The organism is Cutibacterium avidum 44067, assembly GCF_000367205.1.
Classification (GTDB): Bacteria; Actinomycetota; Actinomycetes; order Propionibacteriales; family Propionibacteriaceae; genus Cutibacterium; species Cutibacterium avidum.
On record NC_021064.1, the window covers coordinates 2,314,943 to 2,339,121 of the forward strand.

15 protein-coding genes and 2 pseudogenes are annotated in these 24,179 nt (G+C 61.9%); 9 read left to right on the forward strand and 8 right to left on the reverse strand.

Features of this window, described 5'->3' with window-relative positions; genetic code table 11:
- Positions 1 to 56: 56 nt before the first annotated feature.
- From PALO_RS10585 to PALO_RS10610, 6 genes are all read left to right on the forward strand, one after another.
- The gene (locus PALO_RS10585) at positions 57 to 671 is read left to right on the forward strand and encodes a Jag family protein (RefSeq protein ID WP_015583549.1); all 615 of its coding nucleotides are present in this window, start codon (positions 57 to 59) and stop codon (positions 669 to 671) included.
- A 196-nt stretch (positions 672 to 867) separates the two neighbouring features.
- Positions 868 to 1,995: a lipid II:glycine glycyltransferase FemX gene (locus PALO_RS10590; RefSeq protein WP_308982374.1), complete on the forward strand. Its 1,128-nt coding sequence runs from the start codon at positions 868 to 870 to the stop codon at positions 1,993 to 1,995.
- 1 nt (position 1,996) lies between these two features.
- Entirely contained in the window at positions 1,997 to 3,025 is a 1,029-nt protein-coding gene (locus PALO_RS10595; protein ID WP_015583551.1) for an alanine racemase, read from the forward strand.
- A gap of 1,814 nt (positions 3,026 to 4,839) precedes the next feature.
- Positions 4,840 to 5,478: a 16S rRNA (guanine(527)-N(7))-methyltransferase RsmG gene (gene rsmG / locus PALO_RS10600; protein WP_036909899.1), complete on the forward strand. Its 639-nt coding sequence runs from the start codon at positions 4,840 to 4,842 to the stop codon at positions 5,476 to 5,478.
- Between the two features lie 1,761 nt (positions 5,479 to 7,239).
- Positions 7,240 to 8,232 carry a ParA family protein gene (locus PALO_RS10605; RefSeq protein ID WP_004810039.1) on the forward strand — a complete coding sequence of 331 codons (993 nt, stop codon included), beginning with the start codon at positions 7,240 to 7,242 and terminating at the stop codon, positions 8,230 to 8,232.
- Positions 8,229 to 9,152 (forward strand): ParB/RepB/Spo0J family partition protein, encoded by a 924-nt coding sequence (locus PALO_RS10610; protein ID WP_015583554.1) that lies wholly within the window; start codon positions 8,229 to 8,231, stop codon positions 9,150 to 9,152. The genes PALO_RS10605 and PALO_RS10610 overlap by 4 nt, the downstream gene beginning before the upstream one ends.
- 227 nt (positions 9,153 to 9,379) lie before the next feature.
- Here PALO_RS10610 and PALO_RS10615 read toward each other — a convergent pair whose 3' ends face one another.
- From PALO_RS10615 to PALO_RS10630, 4 genes are all read right to left on the reverse strand, one after another.
- Positions 9,380 to 9,931, reverse strand: a complete 552-nt coding sequence (locus PALO_RS10615; protein WP_286328705.1) for a DUF3817 domain-containing protein — start codon at positions 9,929 to 9,931, stop codon at positions 9,380 to 9,382.
- A 22-nt stretch (positions 9,932 to 9,953) separates the two neighbouring features.
- Positions 9,954 to 10,670, reverse strand: a complete 717-nt coding sequence (locus PALO_RS10620; RefSeq protein WP_004810033.1) for an SURF1 family protein — start codon at positions 10,668 to 10,670, stop codon at positions 9,954 to 9,956.
- Complete coding sequence (locus PALO_RS10625; RefSeq protein ID WP_051048763.1) at positions 10,663 to 11,610, reverse strand: D-alanine--D-alanine ligase family protein; 948 nt, start codon at positions 11,608 to 11,610, stop codon at positions 10,663 to 10,665. The genes PALO_RS10620 and PALO_RS10625 overlap by 8 nt, the downstream gene beginning before the upstream one ends.
- A gap of 246 nt (positions 11,611 to 11,856) precedes the next feature.
- Positions 11,857 to 13,197, reverse strand: a complete 1,341-nt coding sequence (locus PALO_RS10630) for an aminotransferase-like domain-containing protein (RefSeq protein ID WP_023033248.1) — start codon at positions 13,195 to 13,197, stop codon at positions 11,857 to 11,859.
- Positions 13,198 to 13,393: 196 nt separating this feature from the next.
- Between PALO_RS10630 and PALO_RS10635 the strand changes: the two genes are divergently transcribed.
- On the forward strand, positions 13,394 to 14,077 hold the full coding sequence (locus PALO_RS10635; RefSeq protein ID WP_023033247.1) for a hypothetical protein: 684 nt from the start codon (positions 13,394 to 13,396) through the stop codon (positions 14,075 to 14,077).
- Here the strand turns inward: PALO_RS10635 and PALO_RS10640 are convergent.
- From PALO_RS10640 to PALO_RS10655, 4 genes and pseudogenes are all read right to left on the reverse strand, one after another.
- Complete coding sequence (locus PALO_RS10640) at positions 14,026 to 14,727, reverse strand: (2Fe-2S)-binding protein (protein ID WP_015583557.1); 702 nt, start codon at positions 14,725 to 14,727, stop codon at positions 14,026 to 14,028. The genes PALO_RS10635 and PALO_RS10640 overlap by 52 nt on opposite strands.
- Before the next feature lie 393 nt (positions 14,728 to 15,120).
- On the reverse strand, positions 15,121 to 18,501 hold the full coding sequence (locus PALO_RS10645) for a PPi-type phosphoenolpyruvate carboxykinase family protein (protein ID WP_015583558.1): 3,381 nt from the start codon (positions 18,499 to 18,501) through the stop codon (positions 15,121 to 15,123).
- Between the two features lie 284 nt (positions 18,502 to 18,785).
- A pseudogene (locus PALO_RS12950) lies at positions 18,786 to 20,010 on the reverse strand (glycoside hydrolase family 2 TIM barrel-domain containing protein); the annotation flags it as partial.
- Positions 20,011 to 20,087: 77 nt separating this feature from the next.
- Positions 20,088 to 21,510, reverse strand: a pseudogene (locus tag PALO_RS10655) (MFS transporter).
- A 176-nt stretch (positions 21,511 to 21,686) separates the two neighbouring features.
- On the opposite strand from PALO_RS10655, the gene PALO_RS10660 reads away from it, so the two are divergent.
- Both PALO_RS10660 and uxaC read left to right on the forward strand, forming a co-directional pair.
- A complete protein-coding gene (locus PALO_RS10660) occupies positions 21,687 to 22,691 on the forward strand; it encodes a LacI family DNA-binding transcriptional regulator (RefSeq protein WP_023033241.1) in 1,005 nt (334 codons plus the stop codon).
- Positions 22,692 to 22,754: 63 nt separating this feature from the next.
- The gene (uxaC, locus tag PALO_RS10665) at positions 22,755 to 24,167 is read left to right on the forward strand and encodes a glucuronate isomerase (protein WP_021108122.1); all 1,413 of its coding nucleotides are present in this window, start codon (positions 22,755 to 22,757) and stop codon (positions 24,165 to 24,167) included.
- The last annotated feature ends 12 nt before the right edge of the window (positions 24,168 to 24,179 follow it).

A 24,179-nucleotide genomic window follows, 5' to 3' on the forward strand; every position in this document is an offset into this window, starting at 1 on the left:
ATGAACCATTCCACTGACCAGTATGACTGGTTGATTTTGAGAGGTAACGAACAACGATGAGCGAGAGCAGCGAGCGCATCGAGGAGCTCGACGTCGATCAGGTTGAGAACCGCGGCGATATCGATGTCGAGGAGATTGAGGACGACGACGTCGACCTCGAGTCAGGGGATGACGTCGAGGACGAGGACGATGAGGAGAGTGACAACAAGGAGCCTGGTGACCCTCTGGATGAGGAGGGTGACATCGCCGCTGACTACCTCGAGGAGCTGCTCGACATCGCCGACCTGGATGGTGACATCGACACCTATGTGGAGAGCGGGCGGGCCCACGTCTCCATCGTCACGGATTCCCAGACCCTCGTCGGCAAGGACGGCAAGGTCCTGGAGGCCCTGCAGGAGCTGTCCCGCCTGGCCGTCATGACCGAGGTCGGGCATCGCTCCCGCCTCATGCTCGACATCGCCGGGTACCGGGAGTCGCGTCGCAAGGAGCTGGTGGTCCTGGCAACTGAGGCGATTCAGTCGGTCAAGGAGACCGGTGAGCCGGCTCACCTGGCTCCCATGAACCCCTTCGAGCGCAAGATCGTGCATGACGCGGTTGCGGCCGCGGGACTCGTCAGCGAGTCCGAGGGTGTCGAGCCCAAGCGTCACGTGGTCATCACGCAGGAGCAGTGACGCATACGCAGTGAGTCATGGACGTGGAGCCCGGTGGGTGTGATACTCGCCGGGCTCTTCTTTGTAGCGGGCCCGTCTTGACCACGGGGGTCCGTCCTCGCTGACGCGAAAGCGGTGCCGGAGTTGGGTCGATCAAGCCGGCAGACACGGCTGGCGCCTTTGATGAGGGGATTATTTCGACGTTATAGTCGGATGTGTGACGATTTCCGTTCGCCCTATTTCCGTCCCTACGATGCTCGAGTTTATTGCGGCCCGAGGGTCAGCTTCTTTTTTGCAGACCCCGGCTTGGGCGCGGGTGAAGTCGGAGTGGCGAGGTGAACGGATCGGGTTCTACGACGGTGACGAGCTCACCGGTGTCGGATTGATCCTCTACCGCAAGCTCCCCAAGCTGCCTCGTTACCTGGCCTATCTGCCGGAAGGACCGGTCCTCGACTGGTCCCGCGACGACATCGCCGGGCACTTTGACGCCCTGGTTGCCCACGTCAAGAAACGCCAGGCCTTCGCCGTGCGTATCGGGCCGGCCGTCGTGCACCGTATCTGGGGTACCAAGACGATCAAGGACGCCATCGCCGACGACAACGTCACCTCACTGACTGAGGTGGAGCCGGACGTCACCACCCCCGAGGGCGAGCGCGTCTTGTCGGTCCTCAAGCAGGGCGGATGGGTGACTGACCAGAGTGGTGACGGATTCGCCGCCGGACAGCCGCAGTTCAACTTCCAGCTTCCGTTGCGCCACGAGGATGGCACCCAGAAGACTGAGGACGAACTCCTCAAGGGCATGAACCAGCTGTGGCGTCGCAATATCAAGAAGGCCAACAAGCTTGGCGTCGAGGTCAAGCTCGGAACCCGTGAAGACTTGCCGCGATTCCACAAGGTCTACTTGGAGACCGCCGAGCGTGATGGGTTCACGGGACGTCCGCTGGAGTACTTCGAGCACATGTGGGACGTCCTGAATGCTGAGGAGGACGGCCGGATGAAGGTCTTCCTCGCTGAGCACGAAGGCGATCTCGTCGCCTCGACGACCTTCGTCACCGTCGGTGAGCACGCCTGGTACTCCTATGGCGCGTCGACCACGGCCAAGCGTGAAGTGCGTGGATCCAATGCCATTCAGTGGGCCATGATTCGCACCGCCAATGAAGCGGGATGCGCTGTGTACGACATGCGTGGCATCGTCGCCGGTGTTGGTGCTGATGATCCGGAGATCGGACTTATCCAGTTCAAGGTGGGCAGCGGTGGCCAGGCGGTGGCCTTCCCCGGCGAGTGGGACAAGCCGATCAACCCCATCCTTTACAAGGCTTTCGACCTCTACATGAAGAGACGCTGACATGCTCAAACTCACTGTTGATGCGGAACGCTGGCACAGCCACGTGGCGGCATTCGTTGATTCCTGCCCGGGAATCGTGCCTGTGACCAAGGGAAATGGGTACGGATTCGGACACGCATTGACGGTGCAGGAGTCGCAGCGCCTCGGTGTCGACGTCATTGCTGTCGGTGTGGCACAAGAGGTGGCGTCGGTTCGTGAACATGGTTGGGACAAGGACGTCGTCGTCCTCAACCCGTGGCGACCCGGCGACGAGGTGGCCACTCAGCTGTTGAGTGATCCGAAGGTCATCACGACGATCTCGCGGGTTGAAGACGTCGCTGCTGTGCGTGAGCTTGCCCCGGACGCGCCGATCCTCGTCGAGGTGGAGACTTCCATGCACCGCCACGGCGTGCGCGCAGACGAGGTCGCGGCCCTGGACCTTGACGGGTTGAACGTGCGTGGATGGACGATTCACCTTCCGTCAGGCGCGACTCTGGATGAGGGGCGCGAGATGGCCCGGATCGTCAAGCGTCATCCGTTGGCCTCACGCGGTATCTGGTTCTCTCATCTCAGCCTTGACGACTACAAGACGCTGTCGAAGGAACTCGACGTCCCGGTGCGGATGCGTGTCGGGACCCGGCTGTGGCTGGGTGACGCGGACGCCTTCCGGGTGACGGGAACGGTTCTGGACGTCCACTGGCTGCCCAAGGGAACGCCGGTGGGTTATCACCGAATCAAGACCCGTGCTGACGGCTACATCGTCGTGGTATCGGGAGGAACGGCCCATGGCGTTGCCTTGTCCGCACCGATCTCCGCCGGGTCCTTGCGGCAATGGCTCATCCCGGGGGCCGAGGCGCTGCAGCAGATGACGGGACGGGTGACGAGTCCCTTCACCGTCGCGGGACGACGAGCGGTCTTCGCAGAGCCTCCTCACATGCATTCCTCGCTTGTTTTTGTTGGGGGCCCCGGAGAACCTGCCCAGGTAGGTGACGAGGTGTCGGTGAACGTCCGGATGACGACGGCGACCTTCGACGAGATCCGCGTGAAGTGACGTTCGGGGCCATGTGGCCCTGGTCAGCGCCATGTGGCCTTGGTGAGCGCTGGCGCCTGTCGCCTGTGTGGCACCGCCGGGGTGTTAACGCCCGGTGTGTTGGGGTGACGAGCCGTGTGGCACCGCCGTCGGTTGAGTGCTCTGTATGCGCTGTGATGCCGAGCTGTGTGTCAGGTGCGCTGGGCAGCCGCATGGTGACGTGGTGAGGCCGTATGTTTTGTCGCGCTTGCGTGGATTTTTGAGGCGTGACGGTGCTGTGAGATGCATAGGTCTTTGACACGCATGTGGTGCCCGTCCTGGAAGCGTTTCGCCGTGCTTCTGTGACGGCGCGTCTTGCGACGGGGCCACTACCCTGCTGTCGCAGGTGAGTTTGATGAGCTGTGCGTTCGTTGGTGGTGACGAGGCGAGGTCTTGGTTGCCGTTTCGTCGTTGACGCGTTGAGGCATTTGTGTGAGGGGCTGGCGTTTGGTCGACGTGGTGGGTGGTCGCTGCGTGACGGAGACGACAAACGCTATAGGTATTAAGGCATATATCGACAAAAAGATAAATAGGCCCGGGGTGTGTTTCACGTGGAACAGATGACTCCATGGATGGGGGTGTTTCGGGCGGGCGCGATCGGTTGCTGGGATCCGTTTAGGTGCCTGGAGCTTGGGCGTTGCGGCGCGGCGCTTCGGGGACATGCTGAGTGTCCTCAAAAGGACCCATGTGAGCGAGCGACCCCGGCGTCGATGCGGACAAAACAAGATATACGAGCTCGATCCGGTCGATCCTAAGCCTGGCCGCCGTGGGCTGGTGAGCTCGACCGATACGTCAAGGAGTGGGCATCGTGTGAGCAGGCAAATCGATCAGTCACTGGAAATGGCAGCTGGGATTGTCGTTGCGTAGAGGTCGGCGGACCGAGACGAGGGTGGAAGAGATTGTGTGGGATCCGTGCAGCTCATCCACAATCAGAGAATAAGCTGAGTCTAGATGACTCAATGATGTCGTCACCTAAACCTCGTTCTGGACGGCAGCGCCGGAAGTACGCGAGATCGAGAGGTGAACTATATCGCTGGTTTCCACCCTGCACAAGTTGTTGAATACCGGCGGTATCTCTTTCTTTGGGGTGGGGAGGGTTGACGAGAGAACAAAAACGACGGCTTGAGCCTTATGGGCTCCGCATGCTGTGTGACTCACCGAGCGCGCTCACGTCCGGCGAATTAGTGGCTACGCGCCAGGGTTGTGAGGCGACGGATTGAGCACGGTCATCGGAGTCGCCGGGTAATGGCAGCCGTGGGAGGATCTCAGCTCTCCCCCGCCGCGGTCGGTGGGGTTGACGCTTGATCCGCAGAAGCATGTGCCCCCGGAGGATGCCAACTCGCCCCCCTGCGGGTCGGCTCCCCATTGTGGTGTGGTGACGGCATACAGAGTGGCGAAGAAGAGTTACGACGGATCGACGGCTGTACTGCGGAGGTCTCGTGAAATCCATTTCGGGGTATTTGTCATCATGGTGTGGCGTGCCTGTCAGTGCTGTGATCATGGACGTGGCCAGGCCCGATGGCGGTTGACGGCGGTCACTGGTCGACCGGATCGAGGGGGCAAGCGGGGGCTTTTCAGCTGCAGCACGTCGGGAGGTGAACAAGGTCGAGGTGAAGCGATCAAGGATCGTCGCACACGTCCGGGACGATTGAGACAGGGGGTGAAGCAGTCAGCATGCCCCCACCTAAGCTCGGCATGAGTCGACAGGTCGCGACGGCGCGGGAATTGGTGATTCAGGCACCCAAGAGATGGTGGATGGGAGAGCCAGCCGGATTACCGAACGTTGACATGGCAGGATGTCTGACATGACCCAGGTGACTGACGACGCGATAGCCGAGCGACTGTACGGCGGCAGCTATAAGACGATTAAACGCTATGTCGATATATTGGCTAGTCGCGGGGTCGAGTGGGGACTGATTGGTCCTCGCGAGGTCGACAGATTGTGGGAGCGTCACATCCTCAACAGTGCGGCCCTGGAAAGCCTGATTCCCCAAGGATCGCGCGTCGCTGACGTTGGTAGTGGTGCAGGTTTGCCTGGAATCCCGCTCTCGATTTTGCGGCCGGACCTCGAGATCACACTGATCGAGCCGATGTTGAGACGCTCCAACTTCTTGACCGAGGCTGTCGATGAGTTAGACCTAGCAGGCCGCGTGTCGATTGTGCGCGATCGCGCCGAAGACGCCGGAATCTCCGCTGACGTTGTCGTGTCCCGAGCAGTTGCGAAGCTGGGCACGCTTGTTGGATGGACGGCCGGGCTGTTCGGGCAAAATGGGTGTCTCCTCGCCCTGAAGGGGCAGTCAGCCGAAGAGGAGGTCGTGAAAGCGAAGAAGGAGCTTTCTAAGCGTCATCTTTCTGCCGAAGTACTCCTCGTTCGTGCTGACCCATCGTCGGAGGTCACGCGCGCAGTGCGCGTCTGCCGATCTGAGAATGCATGAGGTGCCGTCCGGCCCACCACCGAGACCCTGGATCAGGTCGCTGAGGGGACACCCAGTCGCGACTGACTCGTAGAAGTCACAATTCAGAGGCGGTCGAATGTATCCGCGGCCGCTGTTCCTGGTGGTTTGGCGGCCACCGGCCGATGTGGTGATCATGGGCGGGTATTGCGAGTGTGCTTCTTGTGACGGCTCGAAAGGCGTAGAACTGGCTGCCATCTTCGTATGGAGCGATGGTTTGCCTAGGAGGACGAGGCCGTAACGGGACCTAAGTGCACGGGTCTGCTCTCCTACGGAAAACGATGCCGGAACGACGTAAGAGAGCACGACGAACTCGGCGATGAGAGGTGCTTTGGAGTCGTCCCTGACGGTGACGATGAAGTGCGCCGCCGTGCTCGACGTCACAAGTGGCTGGAAGTTCCGCCTCACGTCGATCGGGCACGGGGGGGGGAGGTGTTTCACGTGAAACATCGGTCTCGGTGTGGATCCTTGGTCCGACCAGGGGGACTCCATCAGTCTGGGTATCGAAGATTTAGACCGGGCGGCTGCGATGGCAGAACAGGGCAGTACCGCTGACTCCATCGGAAGCGTTCATCGGCGCATCTGGTACTGGCCTGAAGACGGCGTCGGTGCCGCTCCGAAGGGAAAACCAGTCGCATCAGAAGGGCGCCTGCACCCTTCCGACCTTTCCGCTGGTCGCATTTCACATTAGCCGCGCTCCACATCTGCGCCGCGCTTCACATCGGCACTGGTTCCGCGGCGTCTGGACTACGTGGGGTCCGCTTCCCGGTGGGTGTGTCTTGCCCTAGCCTCGTTTCATGCCAGGGCTGCCTTCCGCTGATCGGGTTGCGCACTGGCACGTCTCGCGTTTGGGTCCGTTTCACGCTGGCTACGCTTCACGCCGGGGTGGGCTACGCAAGCGCCGCGTCCCCGCTGGCCGCGCTTAACCCCGGCTCCGCTTCCCCGTTGAGTCCCCATTGAGTCTGTGTGGCCCTGGTCCGGTTCGGCACCGCGTCATCTCCCGCCACCTTTCGTGTCCCGGCTTTCACCTCCGGTCTGATTCCGGCCAGACGCGACTTCCGGCCGGACGCGAATTCCTGCCTAGTGTGGGCTTTCGCCGGACGTGTGTCCGCTGGGCTGAGGTCGGAGAAAGGTGCCCATGTCGATCACAGAATGCGATCCCAGCGATTGATCCGGCAGTCGGGTACGCACGCGTCGCGGGCTGTCAAGGCCTAGGTGATGTCCGACTGAACATGGCTATTTGGCACGGCCATGACCACCTCGGATCTATCTGATCATGGTTCGTCGTCATCAAACTGTGGGCTCTCGGGATCCCACATGGTGTTCCTCGGAGGCTATTGAACCCGCACCTAGGGGCTGGCTGTGCGCACAAGTAACAGATACGTGGGGACGCGTGCTTTGATGAGAGCTTCTACGTGAACTGCACCATGATCAGATGGGTAGCCAGGTTCGGCGATCCTTCATGTCGGTGGGCCGTCCTACCAGACAAAAGCTAGCCCGAGACGAGCGCGGATCATGAGGCTATACGGCACGGGGTCCGCGCTCGTGGGTGCCAAAGGCTGAGTTCCTCGTTGTGCTCTCTGTTATCCACCACATGGAGTTGGTTATCCACAGGCGTGCACGTCCCGTCTCCGTAGTTATCCACAGGAAGGAAAATGTCTCTGGATCTGGGAGGCGTGCCCGGTAGAGTGACCAACCGACGGTGTTTCACGTGAAACATCATTCCCGCTCGCAAGTGAAAGGATGCGTATGACCGACGAGGTCCCTATCTATGACGGAGCACCTAAGCGGGCGGCCTTTGATGGTCCCGAGGTGCCTGACGCAGCGGATCCAGCCGCCGACCGCGTTGATGACGCTACGGCCTCTGCCATGCCATTGACTCTCCCCCGTCCCGCTAAACCCACCACGATCGTTGTCGCCAACCAAAAGGGCGGGGTGGGGAAGACTACGACAGCAATCAACTTTGCGGTGGCATTGGCTATGAGCGGGCTCAAGGTGCTTCTCATCGACACCGACCCCCAGGGCAACGCCTCGACGGCCCTTGGGATCGATCACGAGGCAGGGACGCCCGGCACCTACGAAGTCCTCATTGACGAGGAGGATATCGCACTCGTCGCCAAGGAGAGCCCGGAGGCGCCCGGTCTCGAAGTTGTACCGGCGACGATTGATCTGTCCGGAGCAGAACTACAACTAGTTGATGTCAAGGGGCGAGAGCGTCGTCTACGGAAGGCCCTTCGCAAATATCTCAAGACCCACGCCGTTGACTACGTCATTCTCGATTGCCCCCCGTCTCTGGGCCTCTTGACCCTCAATGCACTTGTCGCGGCGGATGAAGTCTTGCTGCCGATCCAATGTGAGTATTACGCCCTGGAGGGCGTGACGCAGCTCATGCGCACCATTGACGCTGTGCGACACGCAATGAACAAGGATTTGAGCCTTGCCTCGATCCTCATGACGATGTTTGACGGCAGGACCAGGTTGTCCACGCAGGTGGATGAGGAGGTTCGCACTCACTTTGCACGGGAAACTATGACGACACGGATCCCAAGGTCCGTTCGTGTGTCCGAAGCACCGAGTTACAGCCGTAGCGTCTTGACGTACGATCCGAAGTCAGCCGGTGCTGTGGCATATCGTGAGGCGGCTGCAGAGTTCGCCAAGCGGCATGCTCCGGCCCCGAACGCGGCTGCCTCCGGAAGAGAAACGCCAGTTGATACCTCCGAGAGCAAGGAGTCATGACGATGGCAGCAAAGCACAGTGGGTTGGGACGCGGATTTGGGGAGTTCTTCCAGAGGACCGATCTCGACGAGGCGGATGACGAGATCCTGGAGGAGGATTCTGCTGGCTCCCTCTCGGACGATGAGGTTGAAGGGTCACGGTTCGCGCTCATCGGTGTCGACAAGGTGCGACCCAATAGCCATCAGCCACGACAGATCTTTGATGACGATGAGCTGACCGAGCTGTCTGACTCCATCAAAGCTGTTGGGGTCCTGCAGCCTGTGGTCGTCACCCCCGTGGACGACGGATATGAGCTCGTCATGGGCGAGCGACGGTGGCGTGCGACCCGGAAAGCTGGGCTGACGACGATTCCCGCCATCGTACGTACCACGGCCAGCGAGGACATGCTGCGAGATGCTCTCCTTGAGAACCTCCACCGCGTCCAGCTCAATCCGCTGGAGGAAGCCGCTGCATACGAGCAGATGCTCAATGACTTCGGCTGCACTCAGGACGAATTGTCGGAGCGGGTTCAGCGGTCTCGATCGCAGATCGCGAATACGATCCGCCTGATGAAGCTGAGTGCTGGTGTTCAGAAGCGACTGCTCGAGGGTGACATTACCGCTGGACACGCTCGTCCTCTTCTCTCGCTCGAAGATGCTGACCTCCAGGGCAACATTGCCGATCGCATCGTGGATGAAGGTCTCTCGGTGCGTGCAACGGAGGAACTCGTCCGGCAGACGCTCGACGACACGACCGAGGTCAAGCCGCATCAGCGCAAGAAGCCTCGACGGGATGCCGAAGCGGCGAAGTGGGGGGATGAGTTGTCCCAGCGGTTCCGTACCGCGGTGAAGGTGAAGCGTCGTAACGGTCGAGGGACGATCACCCTGGAGTTCAGTGACAATGAGGAGTTAGAGCGACTTATCGACATATTGTCAAAGTGATAAGTGATGAAAGAATGCCCCTGGTTGACGCTGTAGCGCCAGCCAGGGGCATTGCCATAGGTCAGCAGCCATCGTGCGACCGACTCTCGCACAGTGGGCGGGACGGCATTCCGTATTAAAGACGTCCGCAGGGACGAGGTCGACGAGAAGTCCGTGGTCTGACGCAAACGGGGAACCAAGTCTGCCGTCGGAGTCGGGCTCACGCGGTCTCGTCCTGAGTTACGGGCTCATTCGGCGGGCGGTTGGTGGCCAGCCCAATAGGCGTTCGCGGAGTCAATACGGCGCTCGACGTCCTTGCGCGCAAAGTATTCGGCAACAAAGGACAGGAACGGCACGGTTCCTGCCAAGGCAATGATCAGCAGCCTCGTGAGCGGCCATCCTGCCTTGCGGCCCAACACGTACGCGGTGATGAGGAGGACGGGATAGAGCCACCCGTGAGAGATGCCGACGACGTTGACCATGGTCGGCTTCCCGGCGGCGTACTTCAGTGGCATTGCTACACACACCAGGACGACCAAGAGGGTGCCCACGACGTACGCCATGACTCGATAGGCAATCAAGGCCTTGCGTACCCCAGGAATCTCGTCGGGTTCAATCCACGGCTCCTGTTCGGCCTCAGCCGCATCCACAGGCGAACTTGGGTTCGACCCATGGTGATGGGCACTGGTATGCGCTCCATCTCCCGCTGTTGGCTCGCTTGCCGAGGGGGCAGCGTAGAACTCATCGCTGGTCACGTCGTCGGTATGTTGCACGTGAAACAGAGTACTGACGCCGGCCAACCGCCGCCGGACCTGATGAGGATCAGTCCTTATGTTTCCCCGCGGCTCTGGCAAAAGCGATGGACATGGCGATGGTGAAGATAGCGAACACCCACCACTGAAGGGCATAGCCGCGATTACGTTCACCGCCGTCTCCCTTGGGAAGGACCGGTTCAGCAGGGGCCAAACCTTGGGCACGTGCACCGTCCTCGTCAAGGGTCAGTGTCGCCGGCACCAACGGCTGCGGCCATGTTTGGGTCAACACCTCAAGACGCAGCGAGGGCAGCACAGCTGCTGGCATCTGGGGGTTGCGGTGCTCATCGTCGGATTCTGAGGCCGCCAGGACACCCGTCAGCGTCACGGTGCCCTTGGGGGCCGGGGGAGTGTTTTGGCCCTCGGAGACCATTCCCCGGACGACAGCGATCGTCTCGCCCGACCTGAGACGTACTCCTTGGACGGCCCTGACTGGCCATGACGTCCCCACCATTGTGGCGGTTGAAGGTTCGAAGGTGCCGGTAATCCTCACCCGGCGCCCGTACTGGGCCATGACGTCAGCTCGCTTGGGAGTTTTGTCCCACGTGATGACAGGCTGATCTATACGGGCTTGGGTGGAATTGTTCTGCTGGGATTCGAAGACATTCATCTGCCACAGGCCGAGGATGACCATCACCCCGGCCAGCACTGTGCCGATCAGCATGATCAGCGCCTGCTTGACGCGAACGGCAGAGCTGGTTCCTGACGTCTTGTCGCCCTCAGTCATGGTTACGGGCGACGTCAGCGACAAGGTGCGAGCACACCTGGCCGAGATCCAGGCCAGCGGCTTCCATCGCGACGGGCACGAGGGACGTGGCCGTCATGCCGGGAGCAGCACCAGCCTCCAAGAACACCGGACGTCCAGACCCGTCGACGATGGCGTCCACACGGGAGATGCCAGAGAAATCCAACTCCCGCTGGACGATCTGGGCCATCTGAGTTGCGGCTTCGGCAGTCTCATCACTGATGTCGGCCGGAGCCGTCAAACGGGTCTCGCCCCCGGTGTACATCGCCGAGTAGTCATAAACCCCACCGACGGGGCGGATCTCAACGGCAGGGAGCACTCGCGTTCCCTCAGAGCTTGTGATCATGCCAATCGCAAGTTCGGTTCCGGTGACGAACTCCTCGACGACCGCCATGTCGTCATAGGCGTAGGCATTGGCAATGGCCTGGGGGAGGTCAGCGGCGTCTTCGACCTTCATCACCCCCAAGCTCGAGCCGCCGCGAGCTGGCTTCACAATGACTGGAAGTCCGAACCGTTCCGTGATGGACCGGATCACGGTTTGAGCTCCGAGTTCTCGGAAGACGTCGTGGGGGAGAGCCGCCTGCTGAGGGATGGCGACACCCGCGGCAGCGACGGTTCGTGACGCAATGGACTTGTCGAAGGAAATGCGGCAGGTCGCCGGCCCCGATCCAACATAGGGGATGTCCATGAGCTGGAGGACTTCAAGAAGAGCCCCGTTTTCTCCTAGACCACCATGCAGCATGGGGAAGACGACGGCTCCGTCGTTGGCGCGCAGGGTCTCGATGAGGGAGGAGTCAATATCGGCCTCCACGACCTCATGTCCGACTCGTCGCAACGCCTGGGCAACGGTGCGACCCGACTTCAAAGAGATGTCGCGCTGATGGCTGAGCCCGCCGGCGAGGACGACGACTGGTTGCAACATGGCCCCATTCAACCAGCGTCGCGACAGTGACGGGGACACCGACTCTCCCAAGACAGCCAGACAGGACCCACAGGCTCGATCAGAAGCAGCCATCTCTCATCGATTCACAGATAAATCGACAAATCGCCGAATTCATACTCAGCGACCAGTTGAATCCCGCAGTCTCACGAATCACGCCCGGCCATCCCGACATGGTGCCGGGCTCGCGTCGCAGGGTCCTCGCAGACCGCGTCGCCGCCGAGGAATTCAGGCGAGATCCGGTCCAGGCCCCAGGTCGCGAACATGGCGTCGCCCGTCGCCCAGCTGGAAGGTCTCTGCGATGTCGAGTTCGTCGCGCATCACTCCGGCCAGCCTCTCGACGCCGACCTTGATCCGCTCAGGCGTCGGATAACAGAACGACAGCCGAATATTGCGCTGTCCTCGTCCGTCACTGTAGAAGGCTGTTCCAGGGGTGTAAGCAACGAGCTTGGTGACCGCCCGAGGAAGCATGGCGGCCGAATCGACCGCTCCCGGCATCGTCAACCAGACGAAGAATCCGCCGGACGGACGGGTCCACGTCGTCCCCTCGGGCATGTGTTCGGCCAACGAGGCCAGCATGGTGTCGCGACGAACGCGGTACATGTCGATGAAGCTGCGGACCTGCCCGCGCCAGTCCCAATGAGTCAGGTAACTGGAGATGGCGAACTGGGAGAAGACCGGCGGGCACAAGGTCGCGGATTCCTGCGCGAGGACCAACTTGCTGCGGACGAAGGACGGGGCGAGCATCCAGCCGACGCGGAATCCCGGCGCGAAAGTCTTGGAAAACGAGCCCAGATATATGACGTTCTCGGGATCCATCGACTTCAAGGTCGGCAAGGGATCCCCGTCGAGATTGAGCAGACCGTACGGGTTGTCCTCGACAACGAGCAGGTCGAGCTCATCCGCCACGGCCAGGATCTCGCGTCGCCTTTGGGTCGACTGGGAGATTCCCGACGGGTTCGAGTGGTTGGGAATGGTGTAGAGGAACTTGACCGACTTGCCGTCGCGACGCGCAGCCGTCACCTTCTCGCGCAGCGACTCCGGCACCAAGCCCTCGTCGTCCATGTCGACGTGGATGACCTCAGCTTGGTACGAGGTGAAGGTGTTGAGAGCCCCGACGTAGGACGGTGACTCCGCCATGATGACGTCGCCTGGGTTGCAGAAGATTCGGGTGACGAGGTCGAGCCCCTGCTGGGAGCCGCAGGTGACCGTGACATTGTCGGGGTCGGCGATGAGACCCTCGGCGGCCATGACCTCGCAGATGTGCTCACGGATCTCCGGCTCGCCCTGGCCGGATCCGTACTGCATGACGACGGCGCCGCGGGTGTCGATGAGTTCCTTCAACGACTCGCCGACGACGTCGAGGGGAAGGTCGGCAATGTTCGGCATGCCACCGGCCAGCGAGACGACCTCGGGACGGTTCGCCACCGAGAAGAGGGCTCGAACCGGGGATGTCTTCAGGCCAAGGGTCCGGACGGAGTAACGATCATGGAACTTGTCGAAGGTGGTGTCGACGCGACGGTTCGTGGTGGCCTCAGCGGCCTTCGGAGCAGCGGCGTCGATGCGCACGTCATCGGTCGAAGGGACAGGCTGCCTGGTGCTGTGGTCTGTGCTGCTCACCCTCCCACTGTGCCCCACCTATGCGTCGGAAACCTAGAATGACACTCATACGAGTGTGGTCTATTTCACGCACAGACCTCGCAGGAAGCCCTGTCAGTAGTGTTCATCGCTGCGGGCCGCACTCGGGCACATCTGAGGAGGCATCATGCGAGTCAGGCACCTGACAACTCTGACGAGGAAAGATGCCGCACCCCTTGGCGTTTCCGGAAAACTCCGATCCTGGGGAATCGACGCCGGTTCACCGCTCCCGGAATGGGCCGACGCTGCATGCCAGGCTTGGGGGTTCTTCGGGGTCGCAAGTCGTCATGGTGACGAGTTCGACGGGATCATCCTGGTTGCGCCCGAGTCCTGCCTTCCTGACGAGCACCCGATGTCGAAAATTCCCCGCACACCCGGGGGCGCAGTCCTGGTGGGCTTCCTGCCCCATCGAAGCGACGTTTCTTGGGGGCGAGTGCGCACTTCGTTCTTGGCTGCACGCCTACACAGTTCGGTTCCGGTGATTGAGGCCGGCGGCGTCGTCGGACCATGCGTTGATCGACGGCTTGCGCCGGTGACCTGGTTGGAGTCGTGGGGATTCCAGGAGGTCGATTCCATGTGCGCGGGTCCCGTGCGACGGATGAGGCTGGATCTTCGCAGATCGATCAAGAGCGACGAGAGCTGGGTGGAACGCTGGTTCGGGTGGTTGCGGGGCGACGGCCTCGCCCCGGCCGACGTTGGACGGTTGCGATGGCCGACGGGCTCAGCGCGCCATGATTACGAATCGACGGCGAGCGCCACTCAGACCAGGACGCAGTCCCCGCAGCAGGCGATCCGCGAACCGCTCACCTGATAGTAGAGACAACAGCTGCGTCGATGGAACCCTGGACCGGCGGTGATCCCAGGGCGAGGGTCAACCATGATCAACATCTCGGTTGCAGCGTCGATGGCGGCCTGGCGTAGATCGGGACGGCAGCGGGAAATCATGATGACCGAGGTGCTCACGGCGGAGGCCACGTTGTCGAGAGCGACGATTTTGCTCAGCCCGGCGGCGATGAAGGCATCGGTGATTCTCTCCACGGCCGAGTCGGTGATTTTCGCTGGTCCAGGTTTCCAGGCCACTGACACTGGAACGGGTGCCTGAAGCACGTCCCGGAACCAGAGATCCTCCAGGCGAGGAAAATCGACATCGTGGCCCAGGGTCCGCGCCGCGACCACAGGTACGACGAGCCTGGCGACAATTCCCAACTGGGTGGCGGACACGGCGACGCGACGGGCAACCGTACCTGGGGCAGCCGCGACATCGTGGCCGTGACCGGCCTTTCCCTCGTGGCGTTGGGCCAAAAGGGCCTCGTGGGTGTGGTTGATGCGACGATCCATGGCCTCTGGAGTCATCAAGTGGGTAGCGGGGAGCCAGGAATTAGCGGGAGTCTCGTTGGGCTGATGGTTTTCGACACTGACCCACTCGTCGAAACCCGCCGCCGTCAGATCGATGAAGTCCACGCCCCCATCGTGCTTCGTAACAGTAGCCAGAGGGGCTGGTTTGGGGTTTTGGGCAGCGGCGCGTCAAGACAGGGCTGGTCCCGAGACATGGCCGGTTCTTGGCGGCAGGCGGGCTCGTTGTGACTTCCTCGAGCCAGGGTTCCGTCAGTCGTGTGCACGTCTCAGGTGCGAAAAACCCCGCCTCGCACCTGGTTGAAGCATTTGGGTGCTCCGACCCTTCGCGAGGCGGGAGTTTTTGTCACAGGGTAGGGGAGCAGCCAACTGGCGTCAGTGACGCAGACCCAGCGAGGAGGCTTCCGCCGACAACCACGGGGGCAAAACAGAGACGTCGCTGCACAAAACCCGCTGCAGGAAAAGATCGGCCCCGGGTGACATCACCCGGGGCCTTCAATCTCAGCGGAAGTTGACCTGTCGGCCGAGGGTTCCCACCAGCTGCTGGCGGTACTCCTCGGTCACGGCCCGATCATGGAACCGGCGGACGTGATCCAGGCGAGCCTGGACGTCAATCTCCTCGCAGGCGGCTGCGTTGCGCGGGTCAGCCATGAACTCCTCGAGTTGCGCAATACCCATCTCGGAGCGTCGCGCATCCTCGGCCTGCTTGGCGTCGAGGCGTTCGGCGTACCAGTCGGAGGCCAGCACGGACTCGCGAGTGAACATCTCACGCAGCTCAGGATCGTCAAGGGTCCAACCCTCTTCGCAGGTGCCGGTCGCCATGATCTCGAGCAGGGCCCGAATCGGCGGCACGGCAAGCGAGATCGTCCCATCAGCGAAGTAAGCCTTCGCCACCCGGGCGTGAGTCATCGAGATCGTCCGCACCGAATCGGCGAAGATCTCGGCGTCCTGTAGCTCCGGACGCAGCATCTCCGGGGTGAAGACCGTGTCGGGATGCAGGAAGATTCGGCCGAAGTAGGCGCGCATGAACTTCTCGGTCATGCGGTAGCCCAGACGGGACGCGAGGATGAGCTCGCCGTCCTTCTCGAAGTCCTCCATCTTTTCCAGGTATCCGCCCTCGATGAGGGTCTTGGCATCCCTCTCCTCCGGCGACATCCGGCAGAAGATCTCCGGTACGAGCAGGGAGATGTCGTGGGCCACCTCGACGTTGGGTCCGATGAACCCAGCCGAGGACAGCCAACCGTCGTAACCGGACAGCACGAAGGACAGGAAGGAGGAGTTGAGGTCGAAGACTGCCGGGAGGGCGTTGAACGGGGCTTTCGTCAGTGCACCCTCCGAACCGGCGCCCGTCGTCGAGGGGCTCTTGCCGGTCATGGAAGAGATGAACTCCATGAACAACTCCGGCAGCTCCATGTAGTGCAGCGGGTTGTAGGCGCACAGGGCAGGGATCTTGTCCTCGGGCGGGTTGTTGCGCCGACCGGCAGCGACGACGTCGACCGGGAGAGGCAGCGGTTCGTTGACCCGCCGGCCGTGGTACAGGTGGCTGGCCAGGTTCGCGATCGCCGTTTCGCGCGGCTTCGCGATGTCGGGGCGAACCTGCAGGTAGCGCGGGTTACGCGAGCGCACCCCGTCAATGAGACGCGGATCGGCACTGGAGGCAACGTACTTCGGTTCCTCGGAAGGATCGGAGTCGGCGAAATTCGACAGGGCCTCGCGCATCGGCTTGGTGAACTTCGAGAAGGCCACCACGTCGTCTCGCATTGCTCTGACGTCATCGCGGGTCAGAGGCTGATAGTTCGAGATGAAGAGGTCGCGCTCGCTCATGTCGCGCTCGGTCTGGGTGTCATAGCCACGGTGAATGGCGTCGTCAGGACGCTGGAAGAGGAGCGCCTCGCAGTTGGCGACGACCTTGCGCGACAGGCCCTCCGGCCCGGTGACCATTCCAGGTGAGGTGATGACGGAGGCCGTCATGTCGTCCTCGGTCTGGACCTTGACGGCTGGCGCGTAGTCGTGGCGCAGGGTGAACAGACGCCACGAGCCATCGGGCTGGAAACCGACGCGAGCCATGCTCACCAGGATCTTCTGACCGTCGAGGCGCACCATGTTGCCGTGGCGGCCGTTCGTCGGCGCAACCGTGAAGTGGGAGCGCCAGTCGTCACCCCATTCGGGCTTGTAATAGCGCTTGATGGTGAAGATGAGTTCCTTGCGGAACGACGGGATGGAGTTGATCCAGTCGTTGTACCAGTCGGTGAAATCTGACGACGGGGTGAGCAGCTTGATGACCGACCCGACGGAACGCTCCGCCGACAGGATCGGACGGTGGTCCTTTCCGTTGAGCTCGGGGTCAGCGAATCGGGACGAGAAATCCCGGTGCAGGATGTCCTCGACGGCGTCCATGTCGGCCTCGAAGTCCGGGGCGTAGGCGTTGCCCTGCAGGAAGGTGTCCGAGATTGCCTTGGAGATCTCCGACTTGCCGCCGCCGGACACTGTGCAGCACTTGTGCAAGGTCGTCGATTCGCCGTACGTACCCTCGAGGTACCACTGGTTGTCGGCCTCGTTGTGGATCATCTTCATGCGGTAGCCGTCGGGCGAGACGTACTCGGTGTCGGCGCGCATCGGGATCGACTGTGCGCCGTCGTCCCAGGTGACGGTGCCGTCGCGCAGGCTGAACTTGGTTCCGCCGGGTACCAGCAGGACGTTGTCGATGCCGAGGACCTTCGCGTGACCCTTGTCGAGCATCTCGAAATCGTCCGGGTCTTCGGCAACGACGTCGGCAACCGTCCGCTCGCAGGTCGGGGTGGCGTACTCCTGGCCCTGGTTGTGGGAACGGTAGGCGCGGGCACCACCGGAGTGCTCCTCCTCGGCCAGTCCGAAGAGGTTCGCGGAGTAGGAGATCTGGGTCTTGACCTCCTTCTTGCAGTAGCCGAAGTAGTTGTCGGCGACGATGGTGAGGATGACCCCGGAATCGTCACGGGCGCACAGCTTGAACGGCTTGCCCTCGTTGTAGAGCTCCGACTCGTCGGACCAGCACATGCCGTCGCGACGCTGGCGGTCGGTGGCCTGGTCGATGTGAGGCAGACCGAGGTCGACCTTGCGGACGAGATTGAGGTGCGGGGCCAGGATGACGCAGCCGCTGTGGCCGGTCCATCCCGAGGGCTCCAGAGCGGAGTCGTTGGCGGGCAGCAGCGGGTCCCCGGCATTGCCGAAAATACCTTCGACGAAGTCGAGGTTGGAGACCAGACCGCCGGGAGCGAAGAAGCGGACCTCCATGCGACGCTCGGAGACGAAGCCCGGGATCCACGGCACCACGAGGGGACGCAGCAGCAGGGACACCCAGGTGTGGGCCTGACGCTCAACCGGCTGGGTGGACGTGTAAGGAAGCAGGGTGTGCTCCGGCGGGGCCTGGAAGGCGAGGTCGAGGAGACGGGCGAAGACGTCGATCGGGACGGCCTTCTTGTCGTCGGGGATAGCCAGACCGCCCTCCGCGACATGGAAGACGCCGGCGGTGGTGCGACGATCGTTGCGCGGGTTGTGGAGCACGCCGTTGGCGACCCGGTAACTCGCGACCAGGTCGGAGGTGAACTCGTCACCGTCGACGGGGAGGGAAAAGGCTCGGGCCAGGCCGGGCTCATCGAGAGTCAGGGTGGTTTCGGGCAGGTGGGGATGGACGGGGGAGTCCTCGCCGAGGTAACGGTCGATGAATGCTTGGATGCGTCGGTCAGCCGGGCAGAGGAGCTCAGGGATCTCCCGTCTGAGTTCCCGTTGACGAGCAAGTACCGGGGCGACGACGTCGATGTCGGAGGCGCGCGCGGCTGTCGGCAGTGGCAGGCCGTTGAGCGCCAATCTGAGGTTCACGGAGTCGGTGTGAGCTTGGGTGGCCATGAATCCATTGTCCCCTGAAATTGTGAAGTTTCCATGAGCGTGGTCAGACGGGCATCCAAGAGGGGTGGAGTTGGGCGTCAGGGCACTCGGCCTGCGTAGGTGTGGATGGTTCTCGACGTTCGGTGGGTCGAGACGTGGGCTCCCTCCACGTCAGTTGCACTTGTGTGGGTGTGGGCGAGATGCTGCCGAAGGCCCACGCAGCGTGGTCCTTGCACCGCAACTTGTCGTCAGGGAGTCCACCATGCGCGTTTAATTCTAGTCCCTCGCCATGGGGAGGCCGCCGATCATTGCTCCGTACCGCGCCATCTCCTGCGAAGGTGGAAGGCGGCCATCTTGGGCTGGCGATCCCGGGTGAAGATGCCCTTCCGGTTGCCACCGACGCGCATGGTGCCGCTGGTGGTCGCGAAGTCCGCGAAGTTCCAGATCTGCTCGCCGATAACGGCGTCGAAGGAGTCGAAGACCCGCTCGTTCATCTCGAGGACCTCGACCTGGTACTCCTCGCTCCACGGTTGGGCGGGGGCCTGTTAACCGACTTCAGCTTAGTATTCTCAGCCGCCCCTCGCTCCACGGTTGGGCGGGGGCCTGGTGCAGGCCAGGTATGGTGTCGGCGCCGTACTCGGTGATGATGATTGGCTTGTTCTCGCTGGCCCAGCCTTCCAGCTCCTCGCGCCAGTGACGCTCGGCCGTGGCGAGGTCACCGGTGTCGACATACCAGCCGTAGTAACGGTTGAGGAGAAGGACGTCGGAGTACTGCGAAACCCGGCACGCCCCGTACGGGGCGAGCATGACGTTGACAAAGCTCACCGGGCGGGTGAGGTCAGCGTCACGGGCGACGTCGAAGAGGGGGCGGAAGTAGTTTTCTGCCGCCTCGGTCTCGGACGTCTCGGACTCGGGCTCGTTGGCGATGGACCAGATGATGACGCTGGGGTGGTTCTTGTCCCGGGCGATGAGGTCGCGGATGACCTGGGTGTGAACCTTCTGGGTCTCGTCGTTGATGGTCTCCTCGGAGAAGGTGGTGTAGCCCTGGGCGCCAAAAATGCCGCCTCCCAAGCCCATGTTCATGCCCACTGCGGGAGTCTCGTCGATGATGAGCAATCCGTGACGATCAGCGTAGTCAAGGACGTGTTCGGAGTAAGGGTAGTGGGAGGTGCGCAGGGAGTTTGCGCCAATCTATTCAAGGTATGCGGCGTCGCGCAGCATGAGGGCGTCGTTGTGGGCTTTTCCGATGGTCTGGTGATCCTCGTGCATGCCGAATCCGGTCAGGTGGACCGGTTCTCCGTTGACGAGGAGGCGATTTCCGTCGACGCGGACCGTGCGCACGCCAATAGCCTGACGGTAGGAATCGACGACACGCTCCCCGTTGAGCAGGGAGATTTCGGCCTCGTAGAGGTAGCCCTGACCCGGCTGCCAGAGGTGGACCGAGGGGATGCTGGTTGTCGCGGAGGCGCCGATCCCATTGGCAACCTCATTGCCCTCGGCGTCGAAAATCGTCACCTGGGTCGTCAGGGAGTCAGAATTCCGCGCGGTTGTCGAGTGATCGGTGATTCTCAGGAGCGTGTCCATGGTGTGTCTCCGTGATGGTGGGATCAGGCGTTGTGCTCAGCTTGGGCCTCGTGGCGGCGGGCCAGCTCGTCGGCATTGGCGATGACCTTGGCGCGGGTGAGCGGGTAGCCCAGCAGGAGGAGGGCAGCGCCGAGGCAGCAGATCGTCGGGATGGCGGTGGCGAGAGTGTACAGGTTATTGACGACCGACTCAGACTGAACCGTGCCGCCCTGCGAGGAGGACTGGTAGCCGACCATCGTCAGCATGACACCACCAATACCACCGGCGATGGCCTGAGCGAGCTTGCGGGCGAAGGAGTTGACGCCATAGATGACGCCGTCCTCGCGCTCCCCCGACATGACCTCCTGAGCGTCGATGACATCGGTGATGAAGGCCCACACCATGAGGTTGAACACACCGGCACCCAGCGACCCGAAGAACAGGCCGACGAGGAAGACCCAGGGGCTGTGGGTGTGGATGATGAGCATGGTGCCGTACACGGCCGCGCCGAAGAACAAGGCCACCGTCGCGGATTCTTTCCGACCGAATTTCCGCACCAGGGCTTGGGCGAAAGGCGCAACGAGGATGACTCGTGAAATTGAAGACCAGAGCGATCGACATTGCTGTCTTGTTCTGGAAGTAATCATTGAACAGGTAGGTCAGGGTGACGCCGGAAAGATTCTGGTTGATGACGACAATAATATCGATGATGACCAGCATGACGCGGGCCTTGTTATGGGCCATCTCGGAGAACATCTTTCCCAGCGGAACACGCTCGGTCTTGTCGATGCGAATGCGCTCCACGGTGAGCATCGTCAGAGCGACGTAGCAGAACAGACCGAGGATGGCGAAGACCGCAGCGCCCATGAAGAATCGGTGCGGATTGATCTGATGGGAGTTGTTGCCGTACATGATGAGCGGCACGACATAGCTGACGATAGCGGTGCCGGAAGCCGATCCGATGCTACGGGCGGTGGACAGCGAGGTCTTGTTGCGCGGCTTGCCCGAGATGGCCGAAGCCATCGATCCATAAGGGATGTTGACGAAGGAGTAGAAGATGCCCCAAGCCAGGTAGGTGACGAAGGCATAGATGACGCGCGTCGTCATGGGGAGGTGTCCGGCAGCTGGGAGAAAGAGCAGAATGGCGGAGGCGGCGAGTGGGAACTTCATCCGCATGACCCACGGGGTGAACCGTCCGCGCTTGGTCATCTTGGCATTGTCAATGAGGCGGCCGACCATGATGTCGACGAAGGCGTCGACCAGTCGGGCGGACATGAACAGCGCGCCCACCAAGGCGGCTTTGAGGCCGAACACATTGGTGTAGAAGATCATGAGGAACGAATTCACCAGGTTGAAGGTGAAATTGTTTCCTACGTCGCCGAGCGCGTAACCGATCATGTCGCGAATATCGAAATCGCGAGCGTTAACCGCCTTAGCCTTCTGGCTCTTCGTCGTAGTGGTCGACATTGACAACCCTCTGTGTTTTCGGGGCTGCGACGATCATCGTCACAGCATTTGTGGACAGGCAACATCGCCTTGTTTAGAGAGTCGCACTGTGGCGCTGAGAACCGCGATCCTTTGCCACGGTTTGCACCCTGTGCATCTCGGGCATGAGACACTCCGGCCAGCGGTAGAGTCAGAGCATGGGGGTAGGCGAGGGGTCCACCACACCGGTTACCATCAGCGACGTCGCACGGGCTGCCGGTGTTGCTCCGTCCACTTCCCGGGCGTTTTCTCGTCCGGGACGGGTGAGCGTCAAGACGTCGGAACGGATCTTTCAGGTCGCCCGGGAGCTCGGTTATCGTCAGGACGAGGTGCCCAGAGTATCGGCGAGTCGAACCCATCATCTCGTGGCTGCGTGCGTTGCTGACGCCATGAACCCGGTGTTCGGTGCCACCGTCAAGGGGATTTTCGCCGGCACCCGTAAGCGGGGCTACATGGTCGTCCTCATCGACTCCAACGAGTCCTCCGAGATCGAGTCCGAGACCACGAAGCGATCCCTGGCCACCGTTGATGGTTTCATTTTTGCCGGCTCACGTATGTCTGACGCCGGTTTACGGCACCTGGCCGGGATGAAACCGGTGATTACCGTCAATCGCAAGGTGCCAGGGGTGTCGTCGGTGACGCCGGCTGCTGACGAAGGACTTGGAGACGCGCTTTCCCATCTCGTGGCCGATGGACGCTTCACGGTGACCTACCTCGCAGGACCCACGGCATCGTGGCAATCCGGAGTGAGATGGCGCAGCTTGCTCGACGGGGCGCGGCGAAACGGACAAGTGACGGTGCATCAACTCGCCTGCCCGACACCCACCATCAGGGGTGGCATCGAGGCCTTCGACATGTGGAAGGACCACCCAACCTCGGCCGTCATCGCCTACAACGACCTCATTGCCATCGGATTCATGAGGCGAGCGATGGCTTGTGGGGTGAAGGTTCCTGAGGACGTGGCCGTCACCGGGTTCGACGACATTCCGTTCTCGGCGTTGGTCTCACCAGCCCTGTCAACGATTCGCGTCAACCAGTTCCAGATGGGCATGGTCGCCGTCAATCGTCTCCTCGACATGGTGGAGAGGCCGAGCCGGCATGAGCGTCAGGCCCCCAGCGAGGACATCGTCCCGGTGTCCTTCATGGCGCGTGAATCTGGCTGACGAAGTGGGGCAAGTGACGGCAACTCGTTCCAGGAAATGTCGTCACGGGGCACAGTGAGTGGCATGTCAACGCCGACTCTTACCCTTTCCGAGGATCGCCTGCTGCCCCGCGAGTCCTCTGCCCTGGCCGCTGCGCGCGAAATCTACCGATCCACGAAGGATCTGCCCATCATTTCTCCCCATGGACACGTTCCGGTGTCATGGATCGCTGATGACCTGGCCTTCTCCGACCCGACGAGCCTGCTCATCACCCCCGACCATTACGTGAATCGCCTGCTGCATGCCAATGGTGTCGATCTCGAGGACCTTGGTGTCGGTCGAGAGTCGATGAGTGAGGAGGACAACCGGAAGGCCTTCCGAATCCTCTGCGAACACTGGCGCGACTTTGCAGGTACTGCAATGCGTTACTGGTTGGTTGACCAGCTCGTCGGCATTTTTGGTGTCACCGAGCGCCCCAGCGTCGAGACCGCTGATCACATCTATGACGCCATCGCTGAGCACATCGCTCAGCCCGACTTCCGCCCCCGAGCCCTGATGGACTCCTTCGACATTGCCTTCATCGCAACCATCGACGACCCATGCGATGACCTTGACGGCCACGCGCGGTTGGCTACGGATGAGACCTTCACCCGTCGTGTTGCTCCCACCTTCCGCCCCGACAAGTACCTGGAACCGGCGGCCGAGGGCTGGACGAACCTCCTCGCGAAGCTGTCCGAGGTGAGCGGCTACGACGCGACCACCCTCGACGGGTTCACCGCCGCCATGGAGACTCGTCGTGCCTACTTCAAGGATCACGGAGCGGTCTCCAGTGACCACAGCCACCGTGATCTCGGCACCGTCATCCTTGGCCACGATCGTGCAGCGGCGATTTTTGCCGACTCGGTTGCGGGGCAGGCCACTGTTGAGGAGATGACCTTGCTGCGTCGGCATCTCTTCACTGATCAGGCAAGGATGGCCAGTGAGGACGGCCTGACGATGACCGTCCATCCGGCGGTGCACCGCAACCATGACACGTCCGCCTTCCGCCGTTTCGGGGCCGACATCGGCTCTGATGTCCCGATTGCTCTGGAAGCCGTCGACTCCCTGCACCCGTTGCTCGACAAATTTGGGAACACTGACCTCAAGCTGGTCATCTTCACGATCGACGAGACCCTTTACTCGCGGGAAATCGCTCCGCTGGCCGGTTGGTACCGCAGCCTCTACATAGGAGTGCCCTGGTGGTTCATCGACGCCCCCGAGTCGGTGATGAGGTTCAAGCACGCCATCACGGAGATGGCTGGGTTCAGCAGGGTGAGCGGCATGATCGACGACACTCGCGCCTTCTGCTCGATTCCTGCACGCTACGACATGAGCCGGCGTCTGGATGCCGCCCATCTCGCCGAACTGGTGGTTTCAGGCAGGCTCGACCTGGACGAGGCGGTTGAGATTGCTCACCGACTCGTCGTGGAGCAGCCCGCCCACGTCTTCGGGCTCTGATCCGGAGGACAT

What these genes read in the sequence shown, in the direction of transcription:
- PALO_RS10610 (WP_015583554.1), top strand. Translation starts at nt 8,229, where the DNA reads ATGACGATGGCAGCAAAGCACAGTGGGTTGGGACGCGGATTTGGGGAG.
- PALO_RS10625 (WP_051048763.1), bottom strand. Translation starts at nt 11,610, where the DNA reads ATGTTGCAACCAGTCGTCGTCCTCGCCGGCGGGCTCAGCCATCAGCGC.
- PALO_RS10605 (WP_004810039.1), top strand. Translation starts at nt 7,240, where the DNA reads ATGCGTATGACCGACGAGGTCCCTATCTATGACGGAGCACCTAAGCGG.
- PALO_RS10620 (WP_004810033.1), bottom strand. Translation starts at nt 10,670, where the DNA reads ATGACTGAGGGCGACAAGACGTCAGGAACCAGCTCTGCCGTTCGCGTC.
- PALO_RS10635 (WP_023033247.1), top strand. Translation starts at nt 13,394, where the DNA reads ATGCGAGTCAGGCACCTGACAACTCTGACGAGGAAAGATGCCGCACCC.
- PALO_RS10645 (WP_015583558.1), bottom strand. Translation starts at nt 18,501, where the DNA reads ATGGCCACCCAAGCTCACACCGACTCCGTGAACCTCAGATTGGCGCTC.
- rsmG (WP_036909899.1), top strand. Translation starts at nt 4,840, where the DNA reads ATGTCTGACATGACCCAGGTGACTGACGACGCGATAGCCGAGCGACTG.
- PALO_RS10660 (WP_023033241.1), top strand. Translation starts at nt 21,687, where the DNA reads ATGGGGGTAGGCGAGGGGTCCACCACACCGGTTACCATCAGCGACGTC.
- uxaC (WP_021108122.1), top strand. Translation starts at nt 22,755, where the DNA reads ATGTCAACGCCGACTCTTACCCTTTCCGAGGATCGCCTGCTGCCCCGC.
- PALO_RS10585 (WP_015583549.1), top strand. Translation starts at nt 57, where the DNA reads ATGAGCGAGAGCAGCGAGCGCATCGAGGAGCTCGACGTCGATCAGGTT.
- PALO_RS10595 (WP_015583551.1), top strand. Translation starts at nt 1,997, where the DNA reads ATGCTCAAACTCACTGTTGATGCGGAACGCTGGCACAGCCACGTGGCG.